The organism is Synechococcus sp. PCC 7502, assembly GCF_000317085.1.
Taxonomy (GTDB): domain Bacteria; phylum Cyanobacteriota; class Cyanobacteriia; order Pseudanabaenales; family Pseudanabaenaceae; genus PCC-7502.
In genome coordinates this window covers 3,477,699-3,495,308 of the sequence record NC_019702.1, presented here as the reverse complement: position 1 = coordinate 3,495,308, position 17,610 = coordinate 3,477,699, and the positions used below count along the sequence as shown (strand labels likewise).

Below are 17,610 nucleotides of genomic sequence, written 5' to 3'. Positions count from 1 at the left end.
TAATCACATTTCTTAATTAAGTTGGGATGGATTGTGATAAAACTTGTGATTAATAACTTAAATATTTAAAAATTACCTTGATTGAAGCTTCTACCGAAAACATAATTTTAATTGAAGAAATTCAAAAGCTCTTACCCCATCGCTACCCTTTCTTACTAGTTGATCGCATTATTAGCTATGTACCTGGCAAGTCGGCAACAGGTATTAAAAATGTCACTATGAATGAATTATTTTTTCAGGGGCATTTTCCGAATCGACCGATTATGCCCGGCGTATTGATAGTGGAGGCAATGGCTCAAGTAGGGGGTATAGTATTGACACAATTACCTGAAGCCTCTGGGCAACTATCTTTATTTGCAGGCATTGATAAGGTGAGATTTCGCCGCCCCGTAACTCCGGGAGACCAACTTGTCATGACTACAGAACTGATTGTAGTTAAACGCAAACGGTTTGGTAAAATGCAGGCACGCGCTGAAGTAAGCGGTAAGTTAGTAGCTGAAGGAGAATTAATGTTTTCTTTAGTAGATAGTTAGTGGATATTTATGCCAGTTTTACCTCAGTTGATTCATCCTACTGCCGTAGTTCATCCCGATGCTCAGGTGCATCCCACTGTTAAAGTTGGTGCGTATGCCGTGATTGGGGAAAAAGTGAAAATTGGGGCAGATTCAATTATTAGTGCCCATGTGGTGATTGATGGTTGTACGGAAATTGGCGATCGCAATCAAATTTTTCCCGGCGCAGCGATCGGACTAGAACCCCAAGACCTAAAGTATGATGGCTCTACTAGTCGAGTCATTATTGGCAATGACAACCGCATTCGGGAATATGTGACCATTAACCGCGCCACTGGGGCGGGGGAGTCAACTGTGATAGGTAACTCCAATTTGCTGATGGCATACGTGCATGTGGCACATAATTGTGTAATTGGCGATCATGTGGTCATTACTAATTCTGTAGCTTTAGCAGGTCATGTGGTCATTGAATCCTATGCTCGGATTGGCGGCATCGTGGGTATTCATCAATTCACTCATATTGGTAAACTAGCGATGGTGGGGGGGATGAGCCGTATTGATCGAGATGTCCCTCCCTATATGCTGATTGAAGGTAATCCTAGCCGAGTGAGGGTAATTAATCGCATTGGTATGCAGAGGGCTGGATTTACACCCCAAACCCTCAAGTTAATGGAAACTGCCCATCGGATTTTGTATCGCCAAGGCTTAACGTTAGCAGAAGCAATCAGCAAGTTGGAAAGTTTAACTGACGATCCGCACGTGCAGCATTTACGCAAATTCCTACAGGCATCCCTAGCGGGAGAGCATCGGCGTGGACCAATTCCGGGGCGAAAGTCATGAAACATCCTAAAGCTAAATTAGTAATTTCAGGGTTACTGCTAGCTTTAGTGGGCGTGATGCTGGCGGGAAGTATGCGTAAAGTTAATAAAGCGATCTTAATTTTGGGTGGCTCTCCCAAGCGGGAAGTGTATGGAGCTAAATACGCAGTTGCACATCCTGATATGCCAATCTGGGTATCTGGGGGTAGCCCCAAGGAATACAGCGATGAAATTTTTGCTAAGGCGGGAATTAAAAGCGATCGCTACACTTTGGATTATCGAGCCGTAGATACAGTAACTAATTTTACGACTCTTGTGGATGAATTTAAAGCTCGGCAGATTACTGATGTCTATGTGATTACTGATACTTTTCATATGCCTAGAGCGCAAATAATCGGCAGTGTGGTTTTAGGCAGTCGAGGCATTAAAATGCACCCCGTCCCAATTCCGCCGCAGATGGCTTACTATCCTGAACATAAGTATAGAGAAAAAGAGATCACTAGCAAATCGGTAAGAGACGGCGCCCGATCGGTATTGTGGCTATTTACAGGGGTGACCTTGAATGACCGCCGATAATCTGGTTGATGATTCTCCTAAAGATGGCGTAATTAAGTACAGCTTAGAAGCCATTACTGCTTCAGGGTTAAAACAATCTTCAAGATTTAAAGTTATAGATTTTAAAGAGCTAGAAGCTTGGCGATCGCAACTTTATGACCTAAAACTAATTGGGCAATATCCAGATGGGGTAGGTTACGGCAATCTGAGTATGCGCGCTGAGGGGGAAGGTTTTTATATTACAGCCACCCAAACTGGGGCTTTACCCAATCTTGAAATTTCTGACTATCCTCAAGTTTTAAGCTATAACCTTAGTAGTCATAGTCTAGTAATTCAAGGCTCTAAATTTCCCAGCAGCGAGGCTCCAACCCACAGTGCCATTTATGCCCTCCATTCTGAAATTAAGGCAATCTTTCACATTCACTCTGCTCCACTTTGGCAAAAGCTTTTAGAAATTGGCTATCTTGCCACCAGTGATGATATTGAGTATGGAACCCCAGAGATGGCAATTGAAATTGGTCGTATCTATGCTCCGATTGAGGATATTTTTAGCCATAATTTATTTGTGATGGCAGGGCATGAGGATGGGATTTTTGCCTTTGGGCGTAATTGTGAACAGGCTGGATCGGCAATTTTAAGGATATATAATAAGTTTCTCTTAGACTAAGCTAATCAGATTAAATTAAGTAGAATAATACAGCATGACTGAATGGATCGTAATTGGCAAGATTGTCTCTACCCAAGGGCTGAAAGGTGAAGTTAGAGTGCTTTCCTATTCAGATTTTCCTGAACGTTTTGAAAAAGCAGGTAAACGATGGATTTCCAAGTCAGAAACCGCTACCCCAGAACCCATAGAGTTAATCCACGGTCGAGATGTGCCGGGCAAGATTAGTCTCTATGTAGTCAAATTAGGCGGAATCGATACCTGCGATGCAGCGGAAGCACTGCGGGGAAATTTACTCATGGTACAAGACAGTGATCGCCCAAAATTAGCTAAAAATGAGTATCACGTCACGGATTTAATTGGCTGTAAAGTTATACATCAACCTACAGGTAAGTATTTAGGCATAGTAATTGATGTTTTACCCGGGGGTAATGATTTATTAGAAGTCCAGAACGATAACCAAGAAAAAGTTTTAATTCCCTTTGTCGAGGCGATCGCCCCTGTGGTTAATATCCGAGAAAAGTATATTGAAATTACTCCTCCCAATGGTTTAGTTGATCACTGGTTAATTTAATTTAGTTTGTATTTAATTAACTGGTCTAATTAACACCACTGGAGTTTGTTCAGCAGCATTACCTGCGGGATTATTTAACAACGCCTGATTGAGTATTTCTTGAGTAGCCTTGGGAGTTGCCGCTAAAATTGCTACCCGCTTCAGATCATTAACATCGACGATCGCCGCTTCTAAACCAGTTTTTGCTAAAATTTCATCGACTACAGCCTGGGAATTAGCTGGACCTAGGACAATAAATTGATCATAGGGAGGAAGTGTACCCGTAACATCATCAATTAGTTTTGCCTGTTCCCCTGCCAACATATAAAATACACCGGGAATTTTAAATAATCCCTTGGCGATCGCTCCCACAATAAAAGCAAATCCCACTTGCCATGCTCCCGAATTATCCACCAACACCTGTAAACCACAGGCAGTCGCTAAACTGGAAGTAGGCAGGAAATAGTAACATAATCTTTTGGCGAGCCAACCGGGTTTAACCTCACTGGGATGAATCCATCGCCCTTGGATAATTGCTACGGGGCTTTCACCGATCGTCACAATATCTCCCGCTTGCGCTTCGGGTATAACATAGCGGCGGATAACTTCAACCACTGAATCTAAAGGGGATAGTAAATGGGTACGGATCGGTAAAACATCAGCATTGGTGGTAGACCGCCAGTGTTTCGGTGCATTTTCATCGGGAAACTTGAGGGGAATGATGCAATGTCTGGTTTTTGGAGTTCTGCCACCGGGTCCATAGACAACGTAATGCACTTTAACCCATGCGGTTTCCAGTCCACTTAAATCTTGTCCCTTAATGGCGATCTCTACTTCAATTTCCGTAGAATGCTTACCTTTGACAATATAGGATTCCCAGTAATTATCTAAGCGTCCAATCTGTCCCTGTTGCTCAGGATGACGGGATGTAATGCTAATACTATGGGTAATGCCCTCAAGACTATCCTTAGAAAGTAAGACTAGTTCTACATCAACTTCAGTTAGGAATATATCTAATTTTTTAGTTTCATTAACCGCCGTCAATATTCCTTGCAATTTATAGGTTTCGGGCGTGTATTCCTGAATCTGCCAATTACCCTGATCCAGTTCCATTTTATTGCCATCACGTTGCCGATATTGCCACTCAAAAATAATCAAGAGCAAGCTAACCAGAGCGATCGCTACCAAACCAATAATGAACAGAACCTGCAACAACGACTCCATGACTACCCCATGACCCTTGGACTTGAACAGAATATCATACGGGGTTACTGCAAATTTAAGACAACTGCTAAGAATCCCCACAAAATAGACATAGCCAAAGCCAAAAATAGCCCTAGTTGCTAACTACCTGAGCTTTGGGGCAATATAAATTAAAGCTTACACAGCTATTAAAAAGCCTAAAATATGCAGCTAGAACATATCCACACTAGAAGAGAAGATGGGTTCAGCATGAATAGCAGAAATACGTTTGGGACGTACCAACAGTAATTCATTATCGGTTTTCATCGGCATTGACAGTAATTCTTCTTCTTCAGATTTTGCCTTGAGTTTAGCAGCGTAGCCTTTAACTTCTTCAATGGTATTAAACCGAATATCAACAACATGATTGCCCTCTAATATGAGATGCACAATATATTCATCTGGCTTTCTAGGTTCTCTTGGCATATAGAATTTTAGTAATTTAGATGGTTCTGGTCATATTATGCCTGATTTAGTGATCGCAATTGGTAATACTCGGATTCGGGCAGCAGTTTTTGAGCAAGGAATTTTAGTTGTTGATTATGCCTATGCCCACAATCAAACTGATCTTTTGAAGGCAGTTTTAGAAGAATACTTAGGAGCAAGAACACTTAACAACATTGCGATCGCCACTGTAGTCCCAGAATTAATCACCCCTTGGCATCATTTACCCCAAACTCAAATGATTACAAAGGAGATGATCCCGCTAAGTGGCATTTATCCGACTATGGGTTTAGATCGGGTTCTCACAGCCTTGGGAGCTTGGCTTAAGTATAAGTCTCCAGTTTTAGTTATAGATTGCGGTACGGCGATTTCGCTTACGGGAATTAATGGCGATCGCAGGATTATCGGTGGAGCAATATTAGCGGGACTAAGAATGCAATTACAAAGCTTAAATAGGGCAACTGCGGCTTTACCTTTAATAGATTTACCAGCAGATTTATCCCAAAATTTAATTAAGAATTTTCCATCTCGATGGGCAACGGATACACCTTCAGCAATTTATAGTGGTTTGATTTATACAGTAGCAGCAGGTTTAGAGGATTTTATCGAAGACTGGCGATCGCTTTATGCTAATACTCAGATCATCTTTACAGGGGGAGATAGTGAGTTAATTATTCAGTTCCTGAACAGTAAGTCAAGTAGCAAGTTAGACAATAGTTATTTATCTCAAGTCCAATTAGACAAAAATCTAATCTTTAAAGGTATTGCTGCTATTTTTTAGGCTTTCAACTTAAAAAGTGATTTCACAGATAGAAACTGAAAAACACTATGATCATCAGACTAAAAACCTTAGTCCCACATAAATAGCACTAGCGACTAACTGCACGATCATTACTGGAATACCATAGCGGAGAAACGTCTTAAATTTTATTCTACGCCCATGCAGGTCAGCTATTCCTGCCGCCACAATATTTGATGAAGCTCCAACTAAGGTGCCATTTCCCCCAAGGGTTGCTCCAAACATCATGGCATAAAATAAAGGCAAAACCGCATCGGGAAATTGTCCAGCATATTCGGGAGCAAGCACTTCTGAGCCTGTTAACCCAACCTTGACCACATACTCTTTTAATAGGGGTACCATTGCCACTACTAGGGGAATATTAGGAACAACACTGGATATAATGCCGACAAAGAATATTAAGACGATAGAACCTAAAGCAATATTTTTTCCCAGAATTACGGCTAATACACTCGAGATACTGTCAATTACTCCTGTTTTTTGCAATCCCCCAATCAAGACAAATATTGACATGAAGAATATTAAGGTACTCCAATCTACATCTCGGAGAATATGATTAACGGAATCAATTTTGCTATGGTGAGCTAGTAACAAAGCTAAAACTGCGCCCAAAAGTGCTACGGTAGCTGGAGAAATAGGAACGGGAAGAGTTTCACCAATGACGAAAAATACTAAAACAAAAATAGCGATCGCTACCCCAATCAGTAATATTCGTGGATGATTAATCTGGGGCAAGACTATTTCTTCAATATTTTCTAACTTTTTTAACCAAATTTTCCGAAATAAAAAAGGGAGCATAATGACTAGCACCCCAATAGCGATCGCTCCTCCTAGACTTAATCGCACTAAATAATCACTAAAACTTAGATTAATAGCACTGCCGACAATATAAGTAGCGGGGTCGCCCACGATTGTTAGTAATCCCGCACTATTTGCCACAAATACAAGCAGAATCAGCAACGGCACAAAGTCAACACCAACAATTTTCGCCATCGGAGGAATTAGTGGTGCTATCAGCATTACCGTCGTAGCATTGGGGAGAAATGCACAAATTGGCGTAACCGCTCCTACAATTCCTAATAACAACCGACTACCTTTGCCCTTGGCAAAAATCACGATTTGGGCTGCCAGATATTCAAATACTTTAGTAGGTTCAAATGCCCTCACCATCACCATCACCCCAAAAAATAGGCTTAATGTGCCGTGACTTTTGCCAATGTAAGTAATTGCTTGGGGCAGCGACATAATATTAAATATAACTAAGAGCAACGCACCTAAGAGGGCGGCGATCGTCATGTGTATCCATTCTGTAATTACCAGAAAGATCACGCCTCCAAAAATTATTAAGGCTGTAATTACTTGCCAGTTATCCATAGTCACAATTTTTTTCTTAACAGATTAAGTAACGAGTTAAGGGACAAACTTTTAATTAAACAACAGTATCAGGGGCTAAGTAACAGGCATGATCCGAGTCCCCAAGCTCAACCTGAATGGTGGGATGTTCAATATCAAAACGGTGATGTAATTCATGGCATACATCCTGTAAAAACTGATCTCCCGGATGTCCTTGGGGCATAACTAAATGTACGGTCAGGCAAATCTCCGTAGTACTCATCGCCCAAATATGGAGGTCATGCACCTCAGATACATTTTCCAATTGCTCAAAAAAACTACGAACAACAACGGGATCGATTGCCTGGGGCACAGCATCAATGATCAAATTAGTGGATTCTTGTAATAACTGCCATGTTCCAGCAATAATCACCACAACCACAACTAAACTCATGGCAGGATCGATCCAGTTCCATTTTGTGACCAGAATGGCAATTCCCGATAAAACCACTGCCAGTGAGACAGCCGCATCCGCCGCTAGATGCAGAAATGCGCCCCGAATATTTAGATCGCCCTTACCTCCAATAAAAAACATGGCGGCACTAATTGTATTAATTACGGTTCCAGCCAATGCCACAATTATTACGGTTTCTCCATTAACCTCCGCAGGTGCGCTCAGCCGTTGAATTGCCTCCCATGCTACCCCAATTGACACAATCATTAAAAAACAAGCATTTAGAAGTGCTGCTAAAATTGTCGATCGCTTGAAACCAAAAGTACGTCGAGGGGTGGGTAGTCTATGCACCAATAAACTTGCTCCCCAGGCTATCAGTAGCCCTAAAACATCGCTCAAATTATGCCCAGCATCGGCGATTAGTGCCAGAGAATTAGCTAAGATGCCATAGCTGCACTCAACTATGACAAATCCAGTATTTAGAGCAATACTGACAACAAAAGCCCGATTAAAGTTTTTGGGAGCATGACTATGATTGTGATGACTATGGGAGTGAGTCATTTGGGTTAGATAGTAATAAGTTCAAGAATTATTGAAACTGTAATTATGGATTAATCAAGCGTAGATGGTTGACTCAAACTCATTATCCAATCTATCCAAGCAAGCACTGTTTGACCTCGGCGAGACATAGTGTTTAAACTTAGATCAAGCTCTGCTTCTAACATTATTTCAACGACTTGACTTAAAGTTGGCTTGCTCCCTTCTTGAAGATAGAGTTGTAGAGTTTGATTTAAAACTCTTTTCTCAAGAATACACTCAACAAGAGCTAAGTTTCTCCTTTTAGGCGTGCGTTCAATAATATTTACTCCACGTTCTGTTATTGAATACATTACCCCTTGTTCTCTATCACTTGTTTTTTGAACAAGATCGAGATAAATAGCAGCATTTGTATAATATTGAGCTTGACGAACATCAAAGGCATAGTTTGAGGTTATGTCTTCTTGAGATAAAAAGGTGTTTATATTGTAGATTTGCATTATTAAATCTACTATCCTCACAAAACTATCAGCTTGAGGAAATGGGATTCTTTTATCTTCTGGTTTGATTTTGACTCGCTCAAGTATAGATAAAATGTCTTCTAACTCAATATCATTTGAACCTATTTGATATTTTTTTTGGTTTACAAGTTCAATTGAATTGTAATAATTATCATCTGTAAATCGATAAATATAAAATGAGAAAATATCATTAGAGTAAAACAAGAAAATTGGAATAACTTGTTTCTGTGTTTTGTTTTTCCAAAGTCTGTAGGGATAATAAAGCTGTCTAACTAAAAAATCATCTACAGTTTGGTTTTTGGCTTCAATTATTGCAAGTATATTATCTCCTTCAAATCCACTATCAATTTCACATTGAGAGTTATCTACATTAATTTCATGACTTATATCATCTTGCGTACTATTAATTAAATAGCTAAACCTACCAGTAGACATTCTTCCTGAAACTGTAAATTTAGTTTCTTCATTAAGAAGATCATCTATCATTCCAGTATTATATGCACAGAGAATAGCACATGATTCCGAATAAATATTTGTGGGGTTAATTGTTTCAAGATAAGTTGGGAATGGCATCTCTGTAATATCAATAAATGATTCTTTGGGAAGACTTTCATAGCTTTTGAATCTCCCAATAATATATGACCCTCTTGAATCAGGTTGAATGGTTAGATGATTCTGTTTGAAAATACTAGGGAGTTGAATATAGTGATCAAATTTTGTCATTAATCTCGCTTCACGCTTAGTATTTATAGCTTTTGCTGAGATTTTGTATACACCGTTTTTATTAATTTCTTGTAAAATATTATGCGTCTCAAAAAGACTTTCCCAAGCAATATCATTTTTAGGTTTTTCTGACATCGTAATTACTAAAAACTAATATTTCATTTATCTTACCTCGACTGGTTCCAACAGAATTAATATGTCGATTTGCTTTAACTTCTTGACATGTATAGTAATTTTTATCACTGTAAAGCTCTTTAATAAAATCTGTTGAAGAGTTGCTAAGTAGGACTTTACATCCTTTATCGACTAATTCATCACAAACTTCTTTGAGACGACGTTGCTCATCTTTACCAAAACCACTTAGATCATAGCCAGTAAAAGATGATGAATCTGATAGAGGATCATAGGGTGGATCAAAGTATATAAAATCACCTTTTTTTGTGGTAGAGACTGCTTCTTTAAAATCCTTGTCTGTAATTATAATATTGTTATTATTCAAATACTTACTTATTGCTTTAATAACAGCATCATCCGCAACTATAGGGTTTTTATTGTCTCCATAAGGAACATTGAATTGACCCTGACTATTGACTCGAAAAAGTCCATTAAAGCATGTTTTATTTAGGTAAATAATTCGTGCTGCTCTTTGGACATTACTAAGTTTTTCAAAGTCTGGCTTACGGTCTAATTCCCGTAACTCGTAGTAACGATCTTTAGATATATTTTTTTGATACTCTCTAGTAAGCTCTAGCAGCTCGTCTGGATTGTCTTTGATTGTTTGATAGCAGTTAATTAGCTCTTTATTTGCATCATTAATAACTGCTTTTTTGGGTTGCAAATCAAACAGAAGAGCTCCAGCCCCCACAAAGGGTTCAAAATAGGTGCTAGAACTAAAGTTTTTAGGAATGTATTGTCTTAAGACGGGCAATAATTGCCTCTTGCCACCAGCCCATTTAAGGAAAGGACGCAAAATAAGGTTGTTTGATTTACGCCGAGATGTTGCTTTTTTGGGCAGACAAGTTTCATTCATGATGTTTTTTGATCTACTTGAAGAAATTTTTGCATACTTTACAGAAATGAAAAGCTAGTAATATTACAACGGAAATTAATAATTTAGGAATCCTTTTGAAATCAAGTGTGAGGTGAAACTTTTGATTAAATCTCTAGTGTTTTTTGTCCTAGCGGGATTACTAGAAATTAGCGGCGGCTATTTAGTTTGGCTGTGGTTACGAGCAGGTAAGAGCGTCTGGTGGGCTGGACTAGGCTTAGTCTTATTAGGGTTATATGCGATCGCTCCCACTCTACAGGATGCTAATTTTGGGCGGGTATATGCTGCCTATGGCGGAGTTTTTATTATTTTATCGATTTTGTGGGGATGGCTAGTTGATCGAGTACTACCCGATCGCTTTGATTTGTTAGGTGCTGGAATTTCCCTGCTGGGGGTGGTGGTAATTATGTATGCTCCCAGAGGTTAGATTAGGAATTAGCTAAGGGTATGCCAATCAAGATTTTTTTCTTGCCTTCGAGGGCGATCGCTAGCCTAAACCAAATGCCTGAAGAATCTGGGGTGTATTATATGACAGCCCTCTGGCGATTATTTTATGTGGGTAAGGCAGTAAACTTACGCCGACGTTTAACGGCAAGACATCAAAGATACAAACAAATTAAAATCTTGACACCCTTTGCTAGAGTCCATTACAAAGTTCTGCCTAAGCACCAAATTTCTGCCTATGAACGGGAAGAGATAAAATCCCTGAAGCCTTGCTGGAACTACACTAGGGTACCTAAATTTTGGGGATTATTGTCACAATTTATCTGGTTTTGGTTGAGATTTTGCCTATTTACAGCTTTAGTAGTGATAGCGATCGCTTATTTGATCTATTTATATCTGCGCTGAATACTTGACACTGAATACTGGTAATTTTTAGATGGTTTCGGATTACCTCCATTTCTATCTCAGTAGAGTTGTGTAGAATTGTGAATATAGAGTTGAGAAACACTTAAGAGACTGGGCATTGTGAAAATAACGCCTTAAACTCTAAATATTCATAAATTATTCATACATAGCGGTATTGTCCGCAACCATCATGATTGATGCCGTCATTATTATTTCATTTATTCTTGCAGGCGCAGGCACTGGGTTTCACGGAGTTGACCTTCTGCCAATTCAAACCCTAGCCGAGATTAACTCCCAAGGGTTGCGCTGGGTAATGTTAGGAGTTGGTTCCTTTTTAGGGTTAATCCTAGGTTTGTTAGCCCAAAGTACCTATCGCCGCCTGGAAGCGCAGGTGCGTTCGATGCCCGTTGAGGCTTTGTTAAGTAGGGCTGTGGGTTTAGTTGTGGGCTTATTATTGGCTAATCTGATACTGGCACCGCTATTTTTGCTACCCTTTCCCGACGACTTCTCTTTCTTTAAGCCTTTGACCGCAATTATGGTCAGCATTATTTTTGCCTATACGGGCATGACGCTCTCAGATACCCACGGCAGAGCTTTATTGCGTTTAATAAGTCCCAATAATATCGAAAGTTCGCTATTGGCAGAGGGAACTCTTAAGCCTGCTGCTAGTAAGGTTTTGGATACCAGTTGTGTAATTGATGGCAGAATTGAAACCCTCATGCACACAGGTTTTTTAGAAGGACAATTGCTGGTACCACAGTTTGTAATTCAAGAACTTCAAACCATCGCCGATAGTTCCAACGATCAAAAACGGGTAAGAGGTCGCCGAGGTTTAGATATTTTAAATAGTCTGAGAAATGAGTATGGCGATCGCATTAAAATTCATCCTGCTGACTATGAAGATATTGCCACTGTAGATGCCAAGCTTGTCCGTCTAGCACAGGAAATTAATGGCACCTTAGTAACCAATGACTACAACCTCAATAAAGTTGCGAGTTTTCACCAAGTTGAGGTGCTGAATATTAACGATCTAGCTCAGGCTCTACGCCCTACCTATTTACCTGGTGACTTTTTGAATTTAAAAGTTCTCAAGGAAGGTAAAGAGCAAACCCAAGGTGTAGGGTACCTAGAGGATGGCACTATGGTTGTAATTGAGGACGGACGGACCTTTGTGGGCAAGCAGTTGCGGGTAGTAGTCACGAGTGCTTTACAAACCTCGGCGGGCAGAATGATCTTTGCCAAAACTGAGGCAACGGCAAACGTTTAAACTGCATATTTTCGGTTCATAATGCTTTCTCTAAACACAAATTAAACAAATTAAAAAGAGGAACTAAAGAGATCGATCTTGGTATGATTTGGTAAGTTAAAAAATGAAATATGTCCAAAATCCCCATCCTCGATCTCAAACCTCAATACAACAGCATTAAAGTTGAAATTCAAGCCGCCATTAATCGAGTCCTTGAATCGGGACAGTTTATTCTCGGTGAAGATGTAAGGCTACTAGAGCAAGAGATTGCTACCTATTTGGGAGTTAAACATGCGATCGCTGTTAATTCAGGTACGGATGCTTTAATCATTGGCTTAAGAACTTTGGGCATTGGTCACGGGGATGAAGTAATTACTACTCCTTTTAGTTTTTTTGCCACAGCGGAATCCATTAGTAATGTGGGCGCAACTCCCGTATTTGTGGATGTGGATATTAACAGTTTTAATATTAATCCTCGCCTGATTAAAGCCAAAATTACTGATCGTACTAAGGCAATTATGCCCGTCCATCTTTTCGGTTATCCCGCCGCCATGACCCAAATTCTGGAAATTGCTAAGGAATATAACTTAAAGGTAATTGAAGATTGCGCGCAGTCCTTTGGAGCTAGATACTACGGTGATTGTGGGATTTGCAAAGATGAATGCGATCCATCAATTCGCAACTCGATTCAAAATAAATTTACAGGGGCGATCGCTGACTTAGGAGCATTTTCATTTTTTCCGACCAAAAATCTGGGTGCCTATGGTGATGGGGGCGTTATTACTACTAATTGCGATCGCACTGCTGAACTAAGTCAAATGCTAAGAGTACATGGTTCCCAAAAGCGTTATCACAATGAAATGTTTGGTTACAACTCCCGCCTGGATAGCATTCAAGCAGCAATTCTCCGCGTAAAGCTACCTCACCTTGATCAGTGGAATCAAGAAAGGCGACGGGTGGCAGAAACCTATAATCAACTTTTAGCCGATGTGCCGAATATAATTACCCCAGCCATTCCTGCGGGACATGTTTTTCATCAATATACGATTCGGGTTACTGGTGGCAAACGGGATCAAGTGGCTCAAAACCTTTTGGAAATGGGCATTGGTAATATGATTTACTATCCAATTCCCCAAGATTTACTGCCCGTATATAAAGGAAAGTATCCGACTAATCCCGTCAGTGAATTGTTGGCGGCAGAGGTGTTAAGTTTGCCAATTTGGGCAGAGTTGGATGCAACTGCGATCGCTCGAGTAGCAGAAGGCATAAAAAAAGCTCTTAAATAAATCATCTAGGTAATGGGATGAACATAAAAAGCTATGCCTAAAATTACATAGGTTGCTAACAATAAAAGACCTTCTAGCCAATTAGATCGACCATCGGAACTAATGGAGTTAACAATTAAAACCGATACTGCTACGGCCACTAATTCAAAAGGGTTGAAGTTTAAGTCCATGGGCTGTCCCATAAAATAGCCACCTAAAACCAAAGCGGGTGCTACAAATAAAGCAATCTGCATACTGGAACCGACAGACACAGATACAGATAAATCCATCTTATTTTTCAAGGCAACGGTTACGGCAGTGGTATGTTCCGCCGCATTACCCACAATTGGTAGGACAATTACCCCCGTAAATAAAGCGGTTAATCCTAAACTAGCGGTTGCTTCTTCTAGGCTGGAAACAAGAAATTCCGACTCGATCGCTACTAGAACTGTGCAAACCAAAAGAACAGCGATCCACAGCCACAAATTAACCTTTTCGGGATTCCCACCTTCACCTTCAATTTCAGTGACACCGACATCGTAAAGATAGGAATGGGTTTTCATGGAAAATAACAAAGTTGCCCCATAAACTAAAATTAAGACCAGTGATATGGCGATCGATAGCTGCTGCATCTCACTTTCAGGAATCCGTGCCGAGGTGAAATTAACTGCCGTTGGAATCAACAGGGAAATAACCGCTAAATTCATTACCGACGCATTAGTACGGGCAAGCATGGGCTGAAATTCCTGTTCCTTAAAGCGTAGTCCGCCCAAAAACATTGCTAATCCCAAAACTAGCAACAAGTTACCTAAAATTGACCCCGTAATACTGGCTTTTACTACCTCTACTAAGCCTGCATTTAATGCCACTAAACCAATTATTAACTCCGTGATATTACCAAAGGTCGCATTCATGAGCCCACCTAGAGTTGGTCCTAAAACCACGGCAATTTCCTCGGTGGCTGTACTTAACCAACTAGCTAAAGGAATGATCGCTAGACAACAGGTTGCAAAAATAGCGATTGCCCCCCAATGCAGGTATTCAGCCATAACCGAAATTGGTAAGAACACTAAAAATCCAAAGGAGATAATTTTTTTAATGGACATTAGGGTTATTATTTATTACTCAAATATTATTCAAATTCAAAGCGTAAATCATTACTATCGGCATAACTTGGGATTTTAAAAGCACTAGTTACATCCCAGTTGGGTAATGGTGAATTAGGCTTACCAAGGATAGCTTTAGCTTTATTTTTTCTGCCTAGAGTTAAAAATTCTGGTAACTCAGGGAATTTGATATTACGTCGTGGAGCATGGGCAGGTAAATTCTCAAAGGGCAGAAGCGGAAATTGCCGAAACGGATCGACTAGAGGTTGGTAGCTAACCCGAATGGCTTGACTAGTTAAATATTTCTGCCCATCTATTCCTTCGTGCGTTGCTTGGTGGGTATAAATTCGTACCTCCCCAGTCAACATTTGCGGCTCTGATAACTCTGGGATTTCAATGGTATAGCTAAAGAAATCACTATCAGAAGTGTTATGCAGGAATTGTTGGCGGCAAATATAGGTGTGTTTATGCTTAAGGACAATTTCCAAACTGCCAGAAAGATAAGCTTCGCCTCTAATTTCTATGGTAGCTGTGCCTTTAACGGCAAACTCAGTTTCTGCTAGGTTAATTAATTGATTTGGTAGTTGAGTTTTACCAAAATTTTGAATTGGGGCAGCCATGAGTAAATCTAGTTCGGCTAGTTCTAGTACCAATAGCGGATCAATTAGGACATCTTCTTGATCTGGAGTAGCTGAAGTATCCTGTGACTTGATTTGAATAACATTAGATTCAGTATCAAACCCTTCCCAATCAAGGTCTATATCAGAGGAGATTGCTTCTAAAACTTCGATTTTGAGTGATTTCACTATGGACTCGTTAAATTGGCGGAAATGACATTTAATTTGCCAAAAGCCGACCCCAAAAGTTAGAAAAGGCATGATTAAAACCAAACCTTGGCGATTAACTAAGCGGGTAAAGTGACGCTGCCAAGATTGATCAACTTGTTCATCATTTTCTTTATAAGATAAATAATCAATATCAATATCAATGGGAGTATTAACTAACCCACACCTAGCCGCGAGGCGATATTCACCTTCTAAAATTTCTAGGGTAGGCGACTCCAAAGGTAGCCATGATTTATCACCCTTTTTTTGTAATAAGAACTCCCAAGTTGGCATACAGTTTACGATCGCTGATCTTTTGTTAAATATCCCCAGAATATTAACCTAATAAGTGCAGATGTCAACTATATAAATCTCCAAAATCAAAAAAATAAATCTCTAAAATCAAGAAATCTTCAATATTTAGTGATTTCATTTAGTAACTTCTTAGTTCAGCAGGTACCGTAACATTGGTAAGTCCAGCGATCGCCCGTAGATTTTGACATCTTAGTAGCTCTATAAATTCGGGAGGATTACGTCCTTCTAGCTTAGTCACCGATTGTATTGCCTCGAGTAAAGTTTTAGCAGCAGTAGCTTGATCATAGCCCCGTTTTATTGCCACTTTGATTGCCTCAGTATCGGCTTCCACCTGAGTTTCATTACTACGATTTTTTTGCCAAAGCTGTCTAATGGCGATCGCTAATAACCCCCCACTAGCAACTATACCCACAGGATCGGACTGCCATAGCTGAGCTATTAATCCTATGCTTGCCCCAAGAGATACCAACTGATATGTACCGACCGTAAACCATTTTTGCTGTTGCCGCCATGCCACTTCCCTAATTAATAAAAGGTCTTGACAGGTAGGTGACAGTTGAGACCACAGCTTAAAATTAATTGTAACTTCGCTTACAGATGCCCAAGGTAGAAGTGGAGTACTAGTAATTACCTGTGGTTGATCCAGATTACGAATTTTAGTTGCCATCCGCCAAGATGCGGGGAGAAGGTCAGCTAGTCGACTAATTTCTTGGGCGGGAGTCATATATTTTGCGTAGGACTATGTAACGAATATATCTTATTCCTGCATAACTACTTGCATCTTACTGGCGTGTTGCTTTGAATCAAGATATTAATTATGTAGCAGCTTTACTACCCCTTTTTTAATATCTGGGAGAATCTACTATAGTGAAAGTCTCTCCATATTTACCCTATATGGCATTACTTTATGATTTCTTGGTTAGCATCAAGTAAAGATTAGTTTTTAGTTAAATTTTTAGCTTAATTATCAAGTGTGTATCTGTGCGAATTTTAGGACTAGACCCGGGAATTGCCATATTGGGATTTGGGCTAATTGATGTAGAAAAAGATACTGCCCCTAAGTTATTAGAGTATGGAGTAATTCAAACACCCAAAAATACACCGATGGGAGATCGCCTCAAAACTATTCATGAGGATATGCACACCCTTTGTCAGCAATGGCAACCCGAAATTGTCGGTATGGAAAAACTATTTTTTTATCGCATGGGTAACTTGATTAGCGTGGCGCAGGCAAGGGGAGTAATTTTAATGACCTTGGCAGAAAATAATATTACGCCTATGGAATTTTCACCACCGCAGATTAAGCAATCCCTGACAGGCTATGGTGGCGCTGATAAATCAGAAGTTCAAACGGCTGTAATGCGGGAATTGGGATTAACTAAACCTATTAAACCTGATGATGCTAGTGATGCTTTGGCGATCGCTTTAACCTGTTGGTTGTTTTCTGAGTATTAGCTATGATAAACTTATAAACCGTTTGCCTATTTGAAATTAAACTGCTAAAGCCATGAAAGTTCTCAGTTCTCTGAAATCCGCCAAAACTCGCCATAAAGACTGTAAGATTGTGCGTCGTCGTGGCAAAGTCTATGTTATTTGCAAGAGCAACCCTAAATTTAAAGCCCGCCAAGGTTAATTTATGCAAAGTAGTAACCAAGACTGCTTAAAGAAGCATAATTTAATATAAAACGCAATGCCAAAAAAACAAAAGAAGCTAGGAGAAAGTAGTCTGTAATAGAGAACCTCTTAGCTTTTGTCTTTGAGTAAAAGAATATAAAAATCGCAGAAACTAACCTCTGATTTGTC

21 protein-coding genes are annotated in these 17,610 nt (G+C 39.9%); 12 read left to right on the top strand and 9 right to left on the bottom strand.

Annotation, left to right across the window (positions count from 1 at the left end):
• Positions 1-77: 77 nt before the first annotated feature.
• The 5 genes from fabZ to rimM are packed head-to-tail and all read left to right on the top strand — an operon-like array spanning position 78 to position 3,123.
• Complete coding sequence (gene fabZ, locus SYN7502_RS17520) at positions 78-533, top strand: 3-hydroxyacyl-ACP dehydratase FabZ (RefSeq protein ID WP_015170058.1); 456 nt, start codon at positions 78-80, stop codon at positions 531-533.
• Between the two features lie 9 nt (positions 534-542).
• Positions 543-1,352, top strand: a complete 810-nt coding sequence (gene lpxA / locus SYN7502_RS17515) for an acyl-ACP--UDP-N-acetylglucosamine O-acyltransferase (protein WP_015170057.1) — start codon at positions 543-545, stop codon at positions 1,350-1,352.
• Positions 1,349-1,906, top strand: a complete 558-nt coding sequence (locus SYN7502_RS17510) for a YdcF family protein (protein WP_015170056.1) — start codon at positions 1,349-1,351, stop codon at positions 1,904-1,906. Before lpxA ends, SYN7502_RS17510 begins: the two co-directional genes overlap by 4 nt.
• A complete protein-coding gene (locus tag SYN7502_RS17505) occupies positions 1,893-2,552 on the top strand; it encodes a class II aldolase/adducin family protein (protein WP_015170055.1) in 660 nt (219 codons plus the stop codon). Before SYN7502_RS17510 ends, SYN7502_RS17505 begins: the two co-directional genes overlap by 14 nt.
• A 34-nt stretch (positions 2,553-2,586) precedes the next feature.
• Positions 2,587-3,123 (top strand): ribosome maturation factor RimM, encoded by a 537-nt coding sequence (rimM, locus tag SYN7502_RS17500; RefSeq protein ID WP_015170054.1) that lies wholly within the window; start codon positions 2,587-2,589, stop codon positions 3,121-3,123.
• A gap of 12 nt (positions 3,124-3,135) precedes the next feature.
• Here the strand turns inward: rimM and SYN7502_RS17495 are convergent, their stop codons facing one another.
• Positions 3,136-4,326, bottom strand: a complete 1,191-nt coding sequence (locus SYN7502_RS17495) for a hypothetical protein (RefSeq protein ID WP_015170053.1) — start codon at positions 4,324-4,326, stop codon at positions 3,136-3,138.
• Positions 4,327-4,515: 189 nt separating this feature from the next.
• The gene (locus SYN7502_RS17490; protein ID WP_015170052.1) at positions 4,516-4,770 is read right to left on the bottom strand and encodes a hypothetical protein; all 255 of its coding nucleotides are present in this window, start codon (positions 4,768-4,770) and stop codon (positions 4,516-4,518) included.
• Between the two features lie 37 nt (positions 4,771-4,807).
• Here SYN7502_RS17490 and SYN7502_RS17485 point away from each other — a divergent pair, with 37 nt between their 5' ends.
• Positions 4,808-5,569: a type III pantothenate kinase gene (locus SYN7502_RS17485; RefSeq protein WP_015170051.1), complete on the top strand. Its 762-nt coding sequence runs from the start codon at positions 4,808-4,810 to the stop codon at positions 5,567-5,569.
• 54 nt (positions 5,570-5,623) lie between these two features.
• On the opposite strand, the gene SYN7502_RS17480 is transcribed toward SYN7502_RS17485, so the two are convergent.
• Genes SYN7502_RS17480 through SYN7502_RS17465 form a run of 4 tightly spaced genes read right to left on the bottom strand, consistent with a single transcriptional unit; the run spans position 5,624 to position 10,184 of the window.
• Positions 5,624-6,961 (bottom strand): SLC13 family permease, encoded by a 1,338-nt coding sequence (locus tag SYN7502_RS17480; protein WP_015170050.1) that lies wholly within the window; start codon positions 6,959-6,961, stop codon positions 5,624-5,626.
• 55 nt (positions 6,962-7,016) lie between these two features.
• Positions 7,017-7,934 (bottom strand): cation diffusion facilitator family transporter, encoded by a 918-nt coding sequence (locus SYN7502_RS17475; protein ID WP_015170049.1) that lies wholly within the window; start codon positions 7,932-7,934, stop codon positions 7,017-7,019.
• 50 nt (positions 7,935-7,984) lie between these two features.
• Positions 7,985-9,289 (bottom strand): type II restriction enzyme, encoded by a 1,305-nt coding sequence (locus SYN7502_RS17470; RefSeq protein ID WP_015170048.1) that lies wholly within the window; start codon positions 9,287-9,289, stop codon positions 7,985-7,987.
• Complete coding sequence (locus tag SYN7502_RS17465) at positions 9,273-10,184, bottom strand: DNA adenine methylase (RefSeq protein WP_015170047.1); 912 nt, start codon at positions 10,182-10,184, stop codon at positions 9,273-9,275. Before SYN7502_RS17465 ends, SYN7502_RS17470 begins: the two co-directional genes overlap by 17 nt.
• A 112-nt stretch (positions 10,185-10,296) precedes the next feature.
• On the opposite strand from SYN7502_RS17465, the gene SYN7502_RS17460 reads away from it, so the two are divergent.
• The 4 genes from SYN7502_RS17460 to SYN7502_RS17445 all read left to right on the top strand — a co-directional run bounded on the left by SYN7502_RS17460 (position 10,297) and on the right by SYN7502_RS17445 (position 13,583).
• The gene (locus SYN7502_RS17460) at positions 10,297-10,629 is read left to right on the top strand and encodes a YnfA family protein (RefSeq protein WP_305808126.1); all 333 of its coding nucleotides are present in this window, start codon (positions 10,297-10,299) and stop codon (positions 10,627-10,629) included.
• 20 nt (positions 10,630-10,649) lie between these two features.
• Positions 10,650-11,051 carry a GIY-YIG nuclease family protein gene (locus SYN7502_RS17455; RefSeq protein WP_015170045.1) on the top strand — a complete coding sequence of 134 codons (402 nt, stop codon included), beginning with the start codon at positions 10,650-10,652 and terminating at the stop codon, positions 11,049-11,051.
• 190 nt (positions 11,052-11,241) lie between these two features.
• Positions 11,242-12,318, top strand: coding sequence for a PIN/TRAM domain-containing protein (locus SYN7502_RS17450; protein ID WP_015170044.1), 1,077 nt, complete (start codon positions 11,242-11,244; stop codon positions 12,316-12,318).
• 110 nt (positions 12,319-12,428) lie between these two features.
• Positions 12,429-13,583, top strand: a complete 1,155-nt coding sequence (locus tag SYN7502_RS17445) for a DegT/DnrJ/EryC1/StrS family aminotransferase (protein ID WP_015170043.1) — start codon at positions 12,429-12,431, stop codon at positions 13,581-13,583.
• Positions 13,584-13,588: 5 nt separating this feature from the next.
• On the opposite strand, the gene cax is transcribed toward SYN7502_RS17445, so the two are convergent.
• The 3 genes from cax to SYN7502_RS17430 all read right to left on the bottom strand — a co-directional run bounded on the left by cax (position 13,589) and on the right by SYN7502_RS17430 (position 16,531).
• Complete coding sequence (cax, locus tag SYN7502_RS17440) at positions 13,589-14,668, bottom strand: calcium/proton exchanger (protein ID WP_015170042.1); 1,080 nt, start codon at positions 14,666-14,668, stop codon at positions 13,589-13,591.
• 26 nt (positions 14,669-14,694) lie between these two features.
• The gene (locus tag SYN7502_RS17435) at positions 14,695-15,786 is read right to left on the bottom strand and encodes a hypothetical protein (RefSeq protein WP_015170041.1); all 1,092 of its coding nucleotides are present in this window, start codon (positions 15,784-15,786) and stop codon (positions 14,695-14,697) included.
• A gap of 139 nt (positions 15,787-15,925) precedes the next feature.
• Positions 15,926-16,531 carry a DUF3318 domain-containing protein gene (locus SYN7502_RS17430; RefSeq protein WP_015170040.1) on the bottom strand — a complete coding sequence of 202 codons (606 nt, stop codon included), beginning with the start codon at positions 16,529-16,531 and terminating at the stop codon, positions 15,926-15,928.
• 257 nt (positions 16,532-16,788) lie between these two features.
• Here SYN7502_RS17430 and ruvC point away from each other — a divergent pair, with 257 nt between their 5' ends.
• A complete protein-coding gene (gene ruvC, locus SYN7502_RS17425; RefSeq protein ID WP_015170039.1) occupies positions 16,789-17,262 on the top strand; it encodes a crossover junction endodeoxyribonuclease RuvC in 474 nt (157 codons plus the stop codon).
• Positions 17,263-17,314: 52 nt separating this feature from the next.
• A complete protein-coding gene (gene ykgO, locus SYN7502_RS19200) occupies positions 17,315-17,440 on the top strand; it encodes a type B 50S ribosomal protein L36 (RefSeq protein WP_015170038.1) in 126 nt (41 codons plus the stop codon).
• Positions 17,441-17,610 lie beyond the last annotated feature (170 nt).

Excerpts from the sequence above, each read along its gene's own strand:
- lpxA (WP_015170057.1), top strand. The coding sequence starts at position 543 with ATGCCAGTTTTACCTCAGTTGATTCATCCTACTGCCGTAGTTCATCCC.
- SYN7502_RS17510 (WP_015170056.1), top strand. The coding sequence starts at position 1,349 with ATGAAACATCCTAAAGCTAAATTAGTAATTTCAGGGTTACTGCTAGCT.
- SYN7502_RS17505 (WP_015170055.1), top strand. The coding sequence starts at position 1,893 with ATGACCGCCGATAATCTGGTTGATGATTCTCCTAAAGATGGCGTAATT.
- rimM (WP_015170054.1), top strand. The coding sequence starts at position 2,587 with ATGACTGAATGGATCGTAATTGGCAAGATTGTCTCTACCCAAGGGCTG.
- SYN7502_RS17495 (WP_015170053.1), bottom strand. The coding sequence starts at position 4,326 with ATGGAGTCGTTGTTGCAGGTTCTGTTCATTATTGGTTTGGTAGCGATC.
- SYN7502_RS17490 (WP_015170052.1), bottom strand. The coding sequence starts at position 4,770 with ATGCCAAGAGAACCTAGAAAGCCAGATGAATATATTGTGCATCTCATA.
- SYN7502_RS17485 (WP_015170051.1), top strand. The coding sequence starts at position 4,808 with ATGCCTGATTTAGTGATCGCAATTGGTAATACTCGGATTCGGGCAGCA.
- SYN7502_RS17480 (WP_015170050.1), bottom strand. The coding sequence starts at position 6,961 with ATGGATAACTGGCAAGTAATTACAGCCTTAATAATTTTTGGAGGCGTG.
- SYN7502_RS17475 (WP_015170049.1), bottom strand. The coding sequence starts at position 7,934 with ATGACTCACTCCCATAGTCATCACAATCATAGTCATGCTCCCAAAAAC.
- SYN7502_RS17470 (WP_015170048.1), bottom strand. The coding sequence starts at position 9,289 with ATGTCAGAAAAACCTAAAAATGATATTGCTTGGGAAAGTCTTTTTGAG.
- SYN7502_RS17465 (WP_015170047.1), bottom strand. The coding sequence starts at position 10,184 with ATGAATGAAACTTGTCTGCCCAAAAAAGCAACATCTCGGCGTAAATCA.
- SYN7502_RS17455 (WP_015170045.1), top strand. The coding sequence starts at position 10,650 with ATGCCAATCAAGATTTTTTTCTTGCCTTCGAGGGCGATCGCTAGCCTA.
- SYN7502_RS17450 (WP_015170044.1), top strand. The coding sequence starts at position 11,242 with ATGATTGATGCCGTCATTATTATTTCATTTATTCTTGCAGGCGCAGGC.
- SYN7502_RS17445 (WP_015170043.1), top strand. The coding sequence starts at position 12,429 with ATGTCCAAAATCCCCATCCTCGATCTCAAACCTCAATACAACAGCATT.
- cax (WP_015170042.1), bottom strand. The coding sequence starts at position 14,668 with ATGTCCATTAAAAAAATTATCTCCTTTGGATTTTTAGTGTTCTTACCA.
- SYN7502_RS17435 (WP_015170041.1), bottom strand. The coding sequence starts at position 15,786 with ATGCCAACTTGGGAGTTCTTATTACAAAAAAAGGGTGATAAATCATGG.
- SYN7502_RS17430 (WP_015170040.1), bottom strand. The coding sequence starts at position 16,531 with ATGACTCCCGCCCAAGAAATTAGTCGACTAGCTGACCTTCTCCCCGCA.
- ykgO (WP_015170038.1), top strand. The coding sequence starts at position 17,315 with ATGAAAGTTCTCAGTTCTCTGAAATCCGCCAAAACTCGCCATAAAGAC.